This window comes from Pseudomonas sp., from assembly GCF_036387035.1.
GTDB lineage: Bacteria > Pseudomonadota > Gammaproteobacteria > Pseudomonadales > Pseudomonadaceae > Aquipseudomonas.
This window is the reverse complement of sequence record NZ_DASVUM010000236.1, coordinates 13,673-29,080: the sequence shown is the minus strand read 5'-3', so window position 1 is coordinate 29,080 and position 15,408 is coordinate 13,673. Positions and strand designations below refer to the sequence as shown.

The following is a 15,408-nucleotide window of genomic DNA, read 5'->3' as shown; positions in this document are numbered from 1 at the left end:
CGGCGCCGACAGCACCTGGGTGCGGCCGTTGGTCTCCAGCGCATGAATCGCCACTTGCAGGTTGGTGCTGACAAAGGAATAAAACAACGAATCGGTCGAACCCAGCCCGGCCCCGCCTCCGCCCAGTGCTCCCTGACTGCCAGCGGTGTTGGCGACCGTGGTACTGGCGGAATTGCCGGCCAGGCGCCCGAGGTACCACTGGACACCCTGATCCAGCTCGCCGGTGAGCTTGACCTCGAGAATCCGCGTTTCGATCTGCACTTGCAGCGGTGCGTTGTCCAAACGCTTGATCGCCGCCTCGATCTCTTTCCATTGCGCGGGCCGTGTGCGCACCAGCAACTGATTGCTGCTTTTCTGCGCCGAGATGCGGGTGGCCGAGTCGAGGCCTTTCTGCCCGCTGCCCGTGGCGGCAGTGCCCGATGACGCGCTGCCGCTGTCGTCGGCACTGGCGTCGCTGCCGGCGTCGTTGTCTTGCTCCTGCTCGTCATCCGTGGCGGTAGTGGTCTGGTTGCTGCCGCCCAAACCGGTGCCGCCTCCCAGCCCGTTGCCTGAACCGAGACCGCCGGCTGTGCTACCGGACGTGCCGCCCGTCAGCGACGACATCGACCGCGTGCGCAAACCGGGTGCGACTTTGGCGGCGGCCTCCTCCCGCACTGCGCCCGTGCCGTAGATCTGCTTGAGGTATTTGGCCAGGTCCGTGGCCTTCATGTTGCGCACGTCGTACACGTACAACTGCGGCTCGTTACCGCCGCCCTCATCGATGGTGTGAATCCAGGTGCCCACCTCATTCAGGTACTCGGGCTGCGACGAGAACGCTACCACCGAGTTGGTCCGTTCGATGGGCAAAAACCTCACCATGCCCGCCAGGGGCATGCCGCTGTCCGGTCCGAACAGTTTCTGCAGCTCCGGCATCAGCTCGCTCACCGAGGCGCGTTGCAGCCCGAACACGCCCACCGACATGCCCTTCAGCCAGTCGACGTCGAAGGTGTCGATGGTCTGCTGGTAGTTCGCCAGTTCATCAGCGGTGCCCGCCAGGCTGAGCACATTGCGCGCCGGGTCCACCAGCAGAAACGCGTTCTCCCGGGCAAAGGGTTTGAGCAGCTTCTGCATCTCGGTGGCGGAGATGTAGCGCAGCGGGAACAACCGTGCCGACAACCCGGCAGACGGCTGGGCCACGGCCATTTCCGGCACCAGCTTGCCGGCAATCGCCTGACTGGCCGGCAGGATGACGTAGCGGTTGCCCTGGCGAATCATGGCGTTGTCGGTCCACGACAGCAGCGTCTCCAGGATCGACAGTGCCTGCTGCGGGTTCACCGGCCGGGACGTGGAAAAGCTCACCTCACCCTTCACCCCTTGGGCAATGGTGTAGCTCTCGTGGAGCATGTCGCCGAGGATGCTGTTGATCACCGCTTCGATGGGCTGGTTGGCGAAATTGAAGACGATGTCGCCCTCAGCTGGGCGTGGCGTTGCGGCGCCTGCGGCCGGGGCTTTCACAAAACGCTGCGTGCCCCGAATGATTTGCCGGGTGCCGGTGCCTGGCGTCGAGTTGTCCGCGGCACTGGTTTGAGGCTCGGCGGGCAACCGTTGGCTGCCCGGATCAACCGCTCGACGCTGGCTTCCGGTGCCGTCCAGCGCCTCGCGCAGCATGCCGTTGTCCGGCTCCAGCGTAGTCGGCGCGGTGGCACAGCCGCTCAAGGCGACGGCAGCGGCCAGGCACAGCCACGGCGAACGCAACGTTGCGAGTGGATGATTGTCGGGATGAGCGCCGGACGTGGCGTTGCGCGCTCGGCGCGTGGAAGGATTACGGGGCAGTTTCATGGAGGTCTTCACGGGAAAGGGAAAGCGGAGGTTGGGTCGACGGAGCAGGCAGTCGCAGGCGCCGGACAGTCAGGGTTTCGTTGCGCTCACCCAGCTCGAAGGTGGCGCTGGACGGGCTGATCGCGCGCAGTGTCCAGCCGTTGGGCAGTGTGTCGTTGAGTCGAACCTTCAGGCCGGGGCCGGTGGCCGGTTTGATCAAAGCCAGCTGCACCGTGCCGTCGAGCAGCACGCCGGTCAGGGCCAGGCCACTGAGGCTGGACGCGGCCTGGCTGGCCGTCTGCTGCAGGTCCGGTCGGCGCTCGACGCTGAAAAGCGGGGTCTGCCAGGCATTGGCAAGGCTGGACAGCTCGACGTGCGTCAACGGGGCCGTTTTCGCCATAATCGCCTGGTGCGAATCCGGTTGGGCCGGCAGCCAGTCGGCCGACTGCCAGGCGCCGTTGAGCACCAGCGCGATCAGCACCAGCGCGGCAAGAATGAACGCCATCAGCCAGCGCTCGGCGATACGTGCAACGTGGGTCATGGGGTGGCCTGTGCTGAGGCAGACTGTTCGACGGCGGGCTGTTCGGCGACGGCCTGAACCGCAACCGGCTGCAAATAGCCGCGAACCAACAGTTGCACCATCAGCCCCCCTGCCCCGCCTTTGCCCGGCGCACCGGTCGCGCGGCGCACGCTCATGTGGTCGATGAACAGCAACGGCCGCTGGGTTTCCAGCGCGTGCAGGACGGCCATCAGCGGCTCAATGGCGCACGTCAGGGAAACGCTGACCTTGACCTGACGAAACGGCTCGCTGCCGTCCTGCTCCGGGGTGATCGGCATGCGTTGGGTCAGCGTGCAGCCGCCGCCCTTGGCGCCTTGTGCGCTAATGAGGTCAGCGACGTGCTGCATGAGATCAGCCGCCACGGCGCTCGGGTCTTCGCCGGGCAGAAGACTGGCGCCGCTGGCCGGGTCCTGCCTGGCCGTTTCCAGCGCGGCGTTCAGGCTTTCGCGCTGCAGCAGCAGACTGGCGTAACGCTGCTGCCGGGACGTGAGCTGCCCGGTCTCCTCGGCAATGTCGCGTAACGGGCCGGCAAACCAGCTGTCGATCAACAGCCAATAGCCTGCGGCCAGCATCAGCGCGAGCAGGATCAGTGCAGCGCCGCGGCGTCCACGGGGTGTCAGCTCACGGGGTGTCAGGGTTCGGCGCATCGGCGGCCTCCTGGTGCAAGCGTGCGTGCAGCGAAAAGCGGTCTTTGCCGCTGTCGGCGTCGGGCTGAATAACCCCTTGAAACTGCGGGTTCTCCAGGCTGTGGCAATCCTTTAAAAGGCCAATGAGTGCACTGGCGCGCACGCTCTGCCCGGAAAACGACACATCGCCCGCGTCGATTTCAAGTTGCTCCAGCCAGGTGTCGTCGGGCAGGCAGGCGGTCAGTTCACTGAGCAGCGCGGCCATGCCCGGGCGCGCGGCCTTGTGCCGGGTCAGGTACTGGGCAGCACCGAGGCTGTTGGTCAATTGCTGGCGAAGGCTTTGTAACGCCGCCACTTCGCCTTTCTGCGACTGCACCGTGGCGCGCATGCCTTGCAGCCGCTGCTGCCGGTCGTTCAACCACAGCACCATCAGGGTGACGAGCAGCACGGCGCACAGCCCGGCCAGCAGCCGACGCCGGTCAACGCCGGCGCGCCGATTCACAGGACGAGCGGACTCGGGAAGCAGATCAACGCCCCACGGCGTACCGTCGTCTGCGCAGACGTCCACGCCCTGCAACGTCAGGCCATGGGCCGCGCAGTCAGCCAGAATCTGCTGCAGACGCTCGCGGACAATGGCTATCAGGGTGATCTGCAACCCGCCCGCGCTGCGCCCGTCTTCGCGCACGACGTAGCACAACTGATCACGGGGATACGGCGTGTACTTGTCCAGCTCATAGCCGAGCACCGCGTTGAGGTCCCGCGCCGCCGCCACCGGCAATTGCAGGCGATGAACCATCACCGACGCCGCCGGAAGCAGCAGCACATGACGCACCCCGGCCGGCGCCACAGGCAGCGGCGCGGTGATCGGCCAACGATGTATTTGCACGGGTGTCTGCGCACTGAAGCGCTGGCGCAAACCCGCGGGCACGCAACCGCGCAATTCGGCCAGCCACAGCTGCCAGAACCGCTGCGCCGCACTGCCTTGCCAGCGATGTTCAAGGTTCGTCACATGGGCGCGAATCGGTGCCGGGACGGAAAAAAGTGAGTTCATTCTTGCCAACGCAGCACCCGATACGGCTGAGCGTTATCCTCCGATGGAGACAGTAGAACGGTGGTCTGGAGCCGGGCGATCACGCCACCCGGCAGCTGCGCCTGGCTGTCGATGCTCAACACGCTGCCAGGGTCAGCGCCCATGGCGATCGGCTGCGGCAGGTTCAAGGCGCTGCGCAGCAACGGTGAGGCAAACGCGGCGTCCGGACGTGCCAGTCCGCTCCACAGCGTCACGTGCGGCGCCAGGCGCTCGTACAGGGCCTGGGTCATGCCTGGCACCTGGCGTAATTCTTCGATCACCCGCAACGGCGCGGCGCTGCCGTTGCGACGTGCCTGTAAAGCCCGGCCCAGACGTGTCGCTTGATCACGATCAGCGCCGCAGGCCTGGGCGACGCGGGTGATGTCACCATCGCTGGCCGCATTCAAATCGAGCTTGCCGCGCTCGCTGCTGACCCGCACGACCAGTCGCGCGTCGTCGAACGCCAGCGCCACGCCGCGGCCGTCGGCGATCCAGCGCGGTCGGTGATCCACGTCCAGCAGCGCCTGCAACGCGAGGTTCATGCCGGCCTGCGCCGCCAACAGCGCCTGGGTGTGCTGGCGCTGCCACGCCGCCTGGCGTGTTTCCAGTTGCACCCAACCGGCCAGCCCGCCAAGCAGCAGGCTTAACGTTGCCAATGCCCAGAGCACCAGCAGCAAGGCGACACCGCGCTGCCGGTTCATGGCGCGCCTCCCGCGCCTGACGCGCGGCCGCCGGCCCCCCCTGACAGATCAAGGCGCAGGGCAATCACTTCGCCGGTCCACCGCACAGCGCCGTCCATCTGCACCGCGACACGCACCGCGCGTGGCAAGCGATTGGGCCACGGCCATTGATCGATCCAGCCCGTCGGCACACCTTCGGGCGTCGTGCCGCGATAGCTCAACGACAGATCGCGCACGCCATGCAGCAACACTTGAGGCTCGCCCCACGCCCGCAACACGTTGTCTTGCACCTGGGCGAAGGCAATCTGCAGGCGACGGTCCAATGGCGGGCCGCTCAGTTCCAGCGTGTGTTGCTGGATGCCGCCGCCCAGGTTGCCGGGCAAGGCCGCCGCAAACTGCATGCGCTGCGCGGAGCCAACGAACAGTCCGGCGCCGCCATGATCGTTTTCTGCGAGATCCAGCGGCAGCGCCTGGCTGATGGCCTGACGCAAAAAGCCTTGAGCCGCACGTCGCTCATCCAGGCCTGTGGTGTAGCGATCGGCGGTGAGCACTGCGCGGTTGGCGCCGACCAGGGCGCCGCCCACCAGGGTCAGCAGCACCGCCAGCAGACTGAGCACGATCAGGATTTCCAGCAGGGTGAAACCGCTTTGATGCCTGTTCACGGCGCGCCCACCTTCGCCGCGCTCACCAGGCGCAACGTGCTGAAGCGCGCCTGACGCCGGCCTTCGCTCACCTTCAGCTCCACCCGTAACAGGCGCGGCTGCCCGGCGTCGGTGGGTAACGCCGAGACGCCCATGGCCCACTGAATGCCGTCGTCCGTCACGCCACTGCTGTGCGCCGGTTGCAAGACGCCGAGGGTCTGTTCGTCGAGTACCGAACGGGCTGCTTCGCTGAGCCGGTCCGCACGGTCTACCTGCTGTAACGACCGCGCGCTCTGCCCGAATGCCATCAACAGCACGCCGCTGCACAGGGCCATGATCACCAGCGCGGCGAGCATTTCCAGCAGCGTAAAACCGGTCTGACGTGCAGGAATGTTCATGGAAGGGCGTGGCCCTTGACGCCGCCGGTGAGCCAGCCGATGTCGATGCGCCAGCGCCGCTCACCCTGGAACACCACCAGGTTGCCACCGCTGGAGCTGCCGTCCGGGTAGAACGCGAACGCAGCATCCAGACCCGCCGCCGTGTTCAGCTCCACGCCGACCTCGGCCGGCCATTGTTGCGGCGGTCTGCCGGGCGCCTGAAATGTGCGATGACCGAGGTCGAATAATGTCTCGCGCGGCTGTCCGCTGATAATCGCCGCGCTGCGCGTCGTCCTCAGCGCCTGCACCATCTGCCCGAGCAACTGGCGATCGGCAGCCTGCTGCAAGCCCCTGTGCAAGCCAAACCCGACCACGCCGATGCCGATGCTCATCAAGACGATAACCACCAGCATCTCCAGCAAGGTGAAACCACGGCTTGGCGCAGGCGCGTTCATGCTGCCGCTTACTCCCAGTTGCCCAGGTCGGCGTTGTAGCCTTCGCCACCCGGCTGACCGTCCTGGCCGTAGAAAATCAAATCGAACGCGCCGTGCTGACCCGGGGCGCGATAGCCGAAGCCGTGACCAAACGGGTCCTTGAGGTCCGACGGCTTGGCGTACGGCCCGGCCCAGCCCGGTGCGTTGGCCGGCTTGTCGACCAGTTGCTGCAGGTTCTTGGGCGGCGAGCCCAGGTCCAGCGCGTAGCTTTCGATCTTCATGCCGAGGCTCGCCAGCTGCGCCTTGCCGGCGCCGTATTTGCCCTTGTCGACGTTGCCGCCCACCTGGCGCACAACGATGGTCGCGACGATGCCCAGCAGCACGATAACCGCAAGCATCTCCAGCAGGGTAAAGCCGCGCTGGCGGCGTTTTGCAACAGTGAACGGTGGACGGCGCATCGGTTCGGTTCTCGGGTTCAAAGGAGCGGATGATGGGGCCGTGTCGCGGCCCGGATTAGAGCGATTCAGAGGTTCAGATATTGCTGGTCAGGCTCATCAGCGGCAGCATGATGGCGAGCATGATCACTGCCACCAGCGCCGCCATGACCACCGTCAGGGTCGGCACCAGCGCGGCCAGCATGCGGTCGATGCCACGTTTGGCCTCGACGTCGAACACGTCGGCTACCTTCAGCAGCATCGTGTCCAGTTCGCCGGCCTGTTCGCCGACCTCGATCATTTGCAGGGCCAGGTCCGGCAACAACGGTTGCTCGCCAAAGGCGCTGGCCAGCGTGCCGCCGCCTTTGACCGACTCACTGGCCTGCTCCACCTGCCGTTGCAAGGCCCGGTTGCTGCACACCTGACGTGCGATCACCAACGCCTGCAACAGCGCCACGCCGTTACTCAACAACGTGCCCAACGTGCGTGCCAGACGCGCGGCTTCGATGCGCTGCAGCAACGGCCCGAGCACACGCATGCGCAACAGCCTCCGGTCACGTCGCAAGCGGCGCTGTGGATCGCGCGACCGCAGGGCGACGGCCCAGATCAGCGCGACGCTGCCCGCGAGCAGCATCAACCCGTAGTCACTGAGGCATTGCCCCAGCCAGAGAATCGCCTGGGTGATGAAGGGGATCGGCACGCCCAGGTCGCGAAAGATCGGCACGAATTGCGGCACCACGTAGGCGAGCAACAGCGCCAGGGAGCCGAGTACGCCGACCACCAGGAATGCCGGATAGATCAGCGCGTTGATGACTTCGCCGCGCAGCATCTGGCTGCGTTCCAGGTACTCGCTGAGCTGGCGCAGGGTGTTTTCCAGCGCACCGCCCGCCTCGCCGGCGCGGACCATGCTGATGTACAGCGGCGAAAACTGCCGGCCCTCTTCTTCCAGCGCCACCGACAGCGGCTTGCCGGCCTTGACCTGCTCGCGAATGCGCTCGATCAGCGCGCGGGTCTGAATCTGGCGCCGGGCCTGGCCGGGCTGGCGCAGCAAAATGGTCAACGAGCGTTCCAAAGGCTGGCCGGCGCCGAGCAAGGTTGCCAGTTGCTGGGTAAAGCTCATCAGTGCGGCGCCGCTCAGCGCGTCGCGCCCGAGGGCCTGACGCAGGCCACCCGTGCTGGAGGGATCGATCTGCAGCACCATCAGCCCGCGCTTTTGCAGCAAGGCGATGGCCGTGTCGCGGTCGGCGGCGTCCAGCAAGCCTTGCTGCTGATCGCCCTGCCCGTCCAGGGCGCGGTATTTGAACGCGCTCATGTCATTCGCCTCGGGTCACGCGCAGGACTTCTTCCAGCGAGGTAATCCCCGCCACCGCCTGGCGCAGGCCTTCCTCATGCAGGGTGCGCAATCCGGCGCGGCGTGCGGCGTGCTCCAGGGTCGACGCATCGGCACGGCTCATCAGCAGGCCGCGCAATTCTTCGTTCATCACCAGCAGTTCAGTGATTGCACTGCGGCCGCGGTAACCGCCCCCGGGCGCATCGGTGCGCGGGCGGTACAGCACAATGGGACGCTCGTCGGTGAAACGCTCCAGACCGTGCTCATCGATCAACGCCTGCGGCGGCTCGAAGGCTTCGCGGGTTTGGGGATCGAGGCGCCGCACCAGACGCTGGGCGAGAATCCCGTTGACGGTCGAGGCGATGAGGTAGCTCTCGACGCCCATGTCCAGCAAGCGCGTGATACTCGCCGCGGCGCTGTTGGTGTGCAAGGTGGAAAGCACAAGGTGGCCGGTCAGCGAGGATTGGATGGCGATGCGGCAGGTTTCAAGGTCTCGCATCTCGCCGATCATGATCACGTCCGGGTCTTGCCGGACGATGGAGCGCAGCGCCCCGGCGAAGTCCAGGCCGATGGCCGGCTTGACCTGAATCTGGTTGATGCCTTCGAGTTGATACTCGACCGGGTCTTCAACGGTGATGATCTTGCGCTCGGCGGTGTTGAGCCGCGACAGCGCGGTGTACAGCGTGGTGGTCTTGCCGGAACCAGTGGGGCCGGTCACCAGCAGGATGCCGTGGGGGCGTTCCAGCACCGCCAGAAAAGCGTCAAGCCGCTCGCCGTCGAAACCCAGGCTGTGGAAGTCGAACTGGATGGTTTGGCGGTCAAGCAAGCGCATCACCACCGACTCGCCGAAACTGGTCGGCACGGTGCTCACCCGCAGGTCCAGCTCTTTGCCCTGAATGCGCAGCATGATGCGGCCGTCCTGGGGCAAACGACGTTCGGCGATGTCCAGTCGCGCCATGATTTTCAGCCGGGAAATCACTGCTGCCGATGAACTGGACGGCGGTGCCTCCGCTTCGTGAAGCACACCGTCAATGCGGTAACGGACCTTGAGCTGGCTTTCGAACGGCTCGATGTGAATGTCCGAGGCGCGTTGCTCGACAGCGCGTTGCAGGATCAGGTTGACCAGCCGTATCACGGGCGCTTCGGAGGCAAGGTCCTTCAGGTGCTCGATGTCTTCGGGCGAACCGTGGGTGTCGTCCAGGGATTCAATGAGTGTGCCGATTGCGCTGCGACCCTGACCGTAATAGCGCTCGATCAGGGTGTCGACGTCATTGCGCGAACCGATCGACAGCCACACCGGTACCTGACAGCAATAGGCGATGGCTTCAAAGGCGTAGCCCTCGCTGGGGTTGGCCGAGACCACGTGCAGACCGTCTTCGCGCCACGCCAGCGGTACCACCTGGAAATGCCGCATGAAGCGCTCGGTCAAAGCGGGCAAGGGATCGATCATGTCGGCCGCTGCGTCCAGCGCCAGCAAGGGCGTGTGCAGCAGCGCCGCCCAGGCCCGGGCCATCTCGGTTTCCGACACCAGCCCCAGACGGGTCAGCAGCGCCAGCAATCCGGAGCCTTCGGACTCGGCCACCAGGCGCCGGGCCCGCTCCAGGTCAAGCGCCTTGAGCCCGGCGTTCGCTGACAGCCACGCGCACACCTGCCCGGCGTCCGGAATCTGCAGTTGTCTGGCGTCGCGCGGGGTTAACGGCATGGTGGTTAATGTTCTGGATGATGATCAGCGGGTGAAGGTTGTTTAATCAACGGCATGAAAGCCACTTTATAAGTGCGCGCACAATTGCTTTGCCATTGAATCTTGATTCAATGGCATCGACCGCACACAAGGTTAACTATTGAGCGCAACTAACGAACGGACCACGCATAAGCGAACGCCATAAACCGCCTTAACTATCAAGGGTTCGTCGGCAACTAAGGCGGCTATGCGGTCGTCTGATTTTCCAAGCGTTACTCAGCGCCGAGAAAGCTTACCAGCAAGCTAAACCTAATAGCAATTAGGTTTTCCATATGGCAATTATCGGCTGATTTATAGACTTAAACGCCATTCCTATAGCGTTTATACGCCATTAGATGGTGTTTTATTGTGCAAAAGCGCGGACTGTCTTTCGACTGCCGCCCCTCGCCCAGGCGTCACCCACCTCTGCAGCTCGCCTTTTTTCGATCACCGGTAGTCATTTAAAAAATAATCTTGCAAACGCTGAACTAATCAGTAGATTCCCCGGACTTACTGTTCGCCCTCTTCTCTCGAGGCGGGTTTGCGCGTTTATTTAATTCCACACACTCAATCGAGAAACAATCGATGAATAGACCCTTGCTGTCTGTTTGCAGCGTCGTGCTTTTTGGCGCCTGCAGTTTTGCGGCGGTTGCAGCGGACTCAACGTCCACTCAAACGTCGAACTCGGCCGAAACCGTTCGTGCCCATGTTGAAAAACAGCGCGAGCAGCTTTCCGGCGTCGACAAGGTCGCCGTGCCGACGACTCAATCCTCCTCCACCGTGCTAGACGCTCCGGTCGACACCGGTGATGCCCCGGCGCTGGTGCAAAAGCCATGACCGACCCACGCACCCCGCCGTCCGGCCTCCGTCAGCGACCACAGAGCGCATTCCCGATGTCTGCTTTCAAACACACCCTGGCGTTGAGCCTGTTGTCCCTTGGCGTTCTGCAAGCCAACCTGGCGCTGGCGGCAGTCACGCCCGCCACCGGGAACGCCGTGGAAGCCCGGGTCAGTTCGATCCTGGACAACATGAATCAGTCCGAGAAGATCAACTTCACCCGCGTCAACGACGGTCACATGATTCCATCGCTGCTCAAGTGGGGCATCAAGGGCACCGTCGCGTATGACTCCTCCATGGGCGTACACGTCAACAACGCCACCTTCGGTGCACAGTACCCATCGCAGTCGGCCCTCGCGGCGACCTGGAGCATCAACCGCGCCAAGGAATTCGGCCTCGCGATTGCCTACGAAACGCGTATCTCCGGCGGTCAGCAAATGCTGTCCCCGGGCGTCAACCTCTACCGCACGCCGTACAACGGTCGTTCGGCAGAATACGCCAGCGGCGAAGACCCGTTCATCGGCGCTGTGCTGGCGCCGGCCGTGGTCAACGGCATTCAGGCGCAAGGCATACAGGCCAGCGGCAAGCATTACCTGGCCAACGAGCAGGAAGCCAACCGTCAGGCACTCAACGTCGTCGTAGATGAACGCACCCTGCGTGAGCTGTACCTGCCGGGCTTCGAATCGATGGTGAAGAACGCCAACGTCGCGTCGATCATGTGCGGGTTCAACAAGATCAATGGCGATTACGCCTGCGAAAACCACCACCTGATCACTGACGTGCTCAAGGGTGAATGGGGCTATCAGGGCACCGTCATCAGCGACTTCAACGCGATTCATAACGCGTTCAAAGGCGCGTGGGCCGGCACCGACATCGACATGCCGTCGGGCCTGCAATTCACCGAAGCCAACCTGATGCCGTACGTGTGGAGCGGGCAACTGAGCCAGAACGTCATCGACGACAAGGTCAAGCGTAACCTTCGCGCCATCGTCAGCTACGACTTCCAGGAAAACCTCAACACCGCAACGACCCTGGACCACCCCGAGTATGGTCAGCGCGCATCGCTGAACACCGCCCGTGAGTCGATCGTGCTGCTGCGCAACGAAAAAACCGCCGCAGGCAAGCCGCTGCTGCCTCTGGACCGCACGGCCAAAATCGCTGTGATTGGTGACTGGGCATACCAGGCGCCCGGGTCGCCGTTCGGCACCGCGAACTCGCCGCCCAACAGCTACGTCACCGAGCTGAGCGGCCTGCAGCAACTGGCGTCCAGCAGTGCGAACGTCACGTACCTGCCCGAGCTGAGCCTCAATCCGAAAGCCTCTGCCTGGTATCAGCCGGCCGTTGGCAGCAATAACGTGAATAACGCCGGCGTGAAGGCCGAATACTTCGCCAACACCAGCTTCTCCGGTAGCCCGGCGGTGACCCGCGTCGAGCCTGGCGTGAACCTCAACTGGACCACCGGCACCAACGAAACCAATGCGGGCACCACCGCCGTATCAGGTTTCAGCCCGACCCCCGGCGCGTTCTCGGCACGCTACACGGCGACCATCAAGCCGACGGTCTCTGGCGCACAAGTGTTCAAGGTCCGCGCGGACGGCCCGTACAAACTGTGGGTCAATGATGAGCTGGTCCTGCAGAGCGACGGCGTACCTTACTCCGGCGACGTGGTCAACGCGTTGACCACATCAGGTAAAACCGCAGCACTGGTCGCTGGCAAATCCTACTCGGTGAAGCTTGAGTACCAACGCGTCCAGGGCAACTTCATCCCTGCGCTGGGTGGCGTCACCGGCGTGCAAATGAGCTGGGCGGCGCTGCGCCCACCGAAGGATCTGTCGAAATATGACGCGGTCGTCATCGCCACGGGCTCGAACTATGAGCACGAAGGCGAAGGTTCGGACCACGGTTTCGAGCTGCCTGATCAACAAGCGGAGTTGATCAGCTACGTCACCAAGGCCAACCCAAACACCATCGTGGTCATGCACGGCGGCGGTTCGATGGACATGCAACCGTGGGCAAGCAAGGTCGGTGCATCGCTGCAAGCCTGGTTCCCGGGTCAGCAAGGCGGCCAGGCCCTGGCCGAGATTCTGTACGGCAAGGTCAACCCGTCGGGCAAGCTGCCGATCACCATCGACAAGAAGATCGAGGACAATCCGAGCTACGCCTCGTATTCGGATCCGGCCGCCTACCGTGGCGACAATGCACTGACTGAAATGACGTACAGCGAAGGCCTGTACCTGGGCTATCGCGGTTATGACAAGAAGCACGCCAAGCCGCTTTATCCGTTTGGTTACGGCCTGTCTTACACCACGTTCGATTACAGCGACCTGAAACTCTCGACCAACGTCATGGCGCCGGGCAGCACCGTTGATGTCACGTTCAAGGTGACCAACACAGGCGACAAGGCTGGGTTCGAAGTGGCGCAGCTGTACGTGCACCCCAACAACCCTGCGGTTGACCGTCCCGAGAAAGAGCTGAAGGGCTTCACCAAGGTTTACCTGCAACCGGGTGAGAGCAAGACCGTGAGCATCCCGATCGATTCGCGCTCGCTGGCGTATTACGTCGAGAAGACCGACAGCTGGGATGTGGACGCGGGCAAGTTCAAGATTCTCGTAGGACCGGACTCCGAAGACCTGCCGCTGGATCGCACCTTGATCACGCTGTTCCCGGAACACCTGACCACCCGCGACAGCAACCCGCTGCCGCTGCCATTGCGCAAGGCCGTGCAGGTCAGCGCGTCGCAAACCTACTGATTCGGTCGCCCGACCGGTAATCAGCCAACCACTTCAGGCTCAGGGACGGGCTTGAAGATCTGCTTTCAAACGGCGCAGGTAGCCATCGAATACGGCCATCACGTCGACCTCCTCCGGGGCCCTGAGCCACTGGATCTGCACACCGTCCATGACTGAAAACATCTCTTGGGCGAGTCCTTTCACATCGATGTCACGCCGCACCTCTCCCGCCTCGATCAATGCCTGAAGATGCCCACGCGCATGCTCGTGGGTGATGTGAAAGCGTGTCTTGTACCAGGTGAAGGCCGGATGCGCCTCGGCCAGGCTTTCCGTATTCAGCACCATCGCCGCCTGGCACTCCGCAGCGTCCTGGACGCTGAAACTCATGCTCATCCTGACGAATTTGATGAACCCCTCCAGCGTCATCTCCATGGTCAGCTCACTGAACCGCGACACCACCCGCTGATCACGCCGTTCCAGCAGCGCGTTGAGCAGCGCTTCCTTGTTCGGAAAATGATGAAGCAGGCCTACCGTGGTGATGCCGGCAAGCTGGGCGACATCCTTCATTGAAGCACTGGAATAGCCGTTGCGGGCGAAGACCACGGTGGCCGCATCGAGCAAGGCGGCACGACGCATTTCGCCCTTGGGCGCTCGGCGCCGTTTCGGCGAAGCCACCTCGGGCGAGTCATTCCCTGATTCGTCGTCTGTCATAACACCTTGTCTCGTTGATTCAAATAAAGCCCTACCGAGCGCGGCAACACTTGCTTAGGCCACCGCCTGCACATTGCCTCGGCGCTGAAAAAAGCGCCGCGCCGTGAGGGACGCGATTGTAATCGAAGTCACGGCAATCAAGGCGTTGCCGGTGAGCATCGCGGGGAATGCGCCGGCCGCGCCGAACAGATGAATGCCACCCAATACGAACGGCACGGTGCCCAGCGTTGCCCGCAGCCAGGCAAAGAGCGCCACAAGCCAAGGTCGGCCCAGCGTCACGAACATGGCGATGGCGACAAAATCCAGGCCAATCACGGCCCACAACCCGCCGCCGACCTGGCAGAAAGCAAGCAAGATAGCGCGCCCGGTGCCCTCCAGTTCGTACGTGTCGGCCAGCCCGTTGGCCACCAGCAGCAACACGGCCCAGACCAGCAGGCCATACACAATCACCAGCTTGCGGCTGAAACCGATGGCCGAGGCCACGCGGGCGTGGCGATGGGCGCCGATGTTCTGCCCCAGCACGGGCGCAAGGGCACTGGGAAGGGAAAAGAACACGCAGTACGCGAGTTGCATGACACGGTCCATCACCGACATCGCTGCGAGCGCCGAAGTCCCGTACGCGCCGATCGACGAGACCAGGTACGTCAGGCCGACAGGCGTTGCCAGGTTGCCGACCATGGCCGGCAAACCGACCTTCATGACGTTCATCGCGTGCAGGTGCAGCAGCCGAAGGTTGATCGAGAACCGCATCGCCAGCCGCGCACGCAGCCAGTAAATGCCCAGGCCGAGGGACACCAGCGCCGACAGCGCGTAGGAAATCCCCGCGCCCTCAAGGCCAAGGCCAAACCCGAAAATGAACAACGGGTCGGCCACCGCCAGGGTCGCCGCGCCCGATAACACCACACACAGGGCCCGGCGGCTGTCACCGGTGGTTCGCAGGATCTGCGCCGCCATCTGCATGGCCGACTGCAGCACGCTGAACGGTAGCGTCAGCCAGATAAAGACCCGTGCGGCTTCGTACGTATTGGCGTCCGCGCCGAGCCAACGGGTGAGCGGAACCAGCAACGCCAGCTGCAAGGCCGCCGCTGCGCCGGACGCTACGACAACCATCAGCATCAAATGAGTGACCATCCGCGAAGAGGCCTTCGAGGCGCGATGGCCGATCCGCTCCGAGAGCACCGTCGCGGCGGCAATGATCAGCCCGCTGGACACTGCGCTGTTGAGGAAGATCAGCACCTTTGCCACCCCCGTTGCCGCGAGCAGTAACGGATCGTGCAGCATCGACACGTACAGCAGGGTGAGGATGTCCACCAGGAACACCGCGAGCAGACTCAACGCGCTGGTGCTCGACATCACCATGACGTGCCGGGCCACCGAGCCTTCGGTGAAAACAGCGCGAGGGGTCATGAACACTCCAGATAAAGAAGGCGGCAGAGGCCGGGCCGGGAAACCGGGGTGGCCTGC

The 15,408-nt window shown here is 63.8% G+C and carries 15 protein-coding genes; 2 read left to right on the top strand and 13 right to left on the bottom strand.

Annotated features, from left to right (window positions below; all coding sequences use genetic code 11):
- From VF672_RS21540 to gspE, 11 genes are all read right to left on the bottom strand, one after another.
- On the bottom strand, positions 1-1,818 hold a 1,818-nt coding region (locus VF672_RS21540; protein ID WP_331106663.1), incomplete at its 3' end, for a secretin N-terminal domain-containing protein.
- On the bottom strand, positions 1,802-2,338 hold the full coding sequence (locus VF672_RS21535) for a type II secretion system protein N (protein ID WP_331106661.1): 537 nt from the start codon (positions 2,336-2,338) through the stop codon (positions 1,802-1,804). The genes VF672_RS21540 and VF672_RS21535, both read right to left, overlap by 17 nt.
- The gene (gene gspM / locus VF672_RS21530) at positions 2,335-3,003 is read right to left on the bottom strand and encodes a type II secretion system protein GspM (RefSeq protein ID WP_331106659.1); all 669 of its coding nucleotides are present in this window, start codon (positions 3,001-3,003) and stop codon (positions 2,335-2,337) included. The genes VF672_RS21535 and gspM overlap by 4 nt, the downstream gene beginning before the upstream one ends.
- Positions 2,978-4,033, bottom strand: a complete 1,056-nt coding sequence (locus VF672_RS21525) for a type II secretion system protein GspL (protein ID WP_331106657.1) — start codon at positions 4,031-4,033, stop codon at positions 2,978-2,980. The genes gspM and VF672_RS21525 overlap by 26 nt, the downstream gene beginning before the upstream one ends.
- Positions 4,030-4,752, bottom strand: coding sequence for a type II secretion system minor pseudopilin GspK (locus tag VF672_RS21520; RefSeq protein WP_331106655.1), 723 nt, complete (start codon positions 4,750-4,752; stop codon positions 4,030-4,032). Before VF672_RS21520 ends, VF672_RS21525 begins: the two co-directional genes overlap by 4 nt.
- Positions 4,749-5,393: a prepilin-type N-terminal cleavage/methylation domain-containing protein gene (locus tag VF672_RS21515; RefSeq protein ID WP_331106653.1), complete on the bottom strand. Its 645-nt coding sequence runs from the start codon at positions 5,391-5,393 to the stop codon at positions 4,749-4,751. The genes VF672_RS21520 and VF672_RS21515 overlap by 4 nt, the downstream gene beginning before the upstream one ends.
- Positions 5,390-5,764, bottom strand: coding sequence for a type II secretion system protein (locus VF672_RS21510; RefSeq protein ID WP_331106668.1), 375 nt, complete (start codon positions 5,762-5,764; stop codon positions 5,390-5,392). Before VF672_RS21510 ends, VF672_RS21515 begins: the two co-directional genes overlap by 4 nt.
- Before the next feature lie 2 nt (positions 5,765-5,766).
- Entirely contained in the window at positions 5,767-6,204 is a 438-nt protein-coding gene (locus VF672_RS21505; RefSeq protein ID WP_331106651.1) for a GspH/FimT family pseudopilin, read from the bottom strand.
- An 8-nt stretch (positions 6,205-6,212) separates the two neighbouring features.
- Complete coding sequence (gspG, locus tag VF672_RS21500; protein ID WP_331106649.1) at positions 6,213-6,641, bottom strand: type II secretion system major pseudopilin GspG; 429 nt, start codon at positions 6,639-6,641, stop codon at positions 6,213-6,215.
- 73 nt (positions 6,642-6,714) lie between these two features.
- On the bottom strand, positions 6,715-7,929 hold the full coding sequence (gene gspF / locus VF672_RS21495) for a type II secretion system inner membrane protein GspF (RefSeq protein ID WP_331106647.1): 1,215 nt from the start codon (positions 7,927-7,929) through the stop codon (positions 6,715-6,717).
- 1 nt (position 7,930) lies between these two features.
- Positions 7,931-9,649: a type II secretion system ATPase GspE gene (gene gspE / locus VF672_RS21490; protein ID WP_331106645.1), complete on the bottom strand. Its 1,719-nt coding sequence runs from the start codon at positions 9,647-9,649 to the stop codon at positions 7,931-7,933.
- A 603-nt stretch (positions 9,650-10,252) separates the two neighbouring features.
- Between gspE and VF672_RS21485 the strand changes: the two genes are divergently transcribed.
- Together VF672_RS21485 and VF672_RS21480 are read left to right on the top strand one after the other, a co-directional pair.
- Entirely contained in the window at positions 10,253-10,504 is a 252-nt protein-coding gene (locus VF672_RS21485; protein ID WP_414705644.1) for a hypothetical protein, read from the top strand.
- Positions 10,505-10,560: 56 nt separating this feature from the next.
- Positions 10,561-13,254, top strand: a complete 2,694-nt coding sequence (locus VF672_RS21480; RefSeq protein ID WP_331106643.1) for a beta-glucosidase — start codon at positions 10,561-10,563, stop codon at positions 13,252-13,254.
- A 39-nt stretch (positions 13,255-13,293) separates the two neighbouring features.
- On the opposite strand, the gene VF672_RS21475 is transcribed toward VF672_RS21480, so the two are convergent.
- Both VF672_RS21475 and VF672_RS21470 read right to left on the bottom strand, forming a co-directional pair.
- Positions 13,294-13,944 carry a TetR/AcrR family transcriptional regulator gene (locus VF672_RS21475; RefSeq protein ID WP_331106641.1) on the bottom strand — a complete coding sequence of 217 codons (651 nt, stop codon included), beginning with the start codon at positions 13,942-13,944 and terminating at the stop codon, positions 13,294-13,296.
- A 54-nt stretch (positions 13,945-13,998) separates the two neighbouring features.
- Positions 13,999-15,351: an MATE family efflux transporter gene (locus tag VF672_RS21470; RefSeq protein ID WP_331106640.1), complete on the bottom strand. Its 1,353-nt coding sequence runs from the start codon at positions 15,349-15,351 to the stop codon at positions 13,999-14,001.
- Between the last annotated feature and the right edge of the window lie 57 nt (positions 15,352-15,408).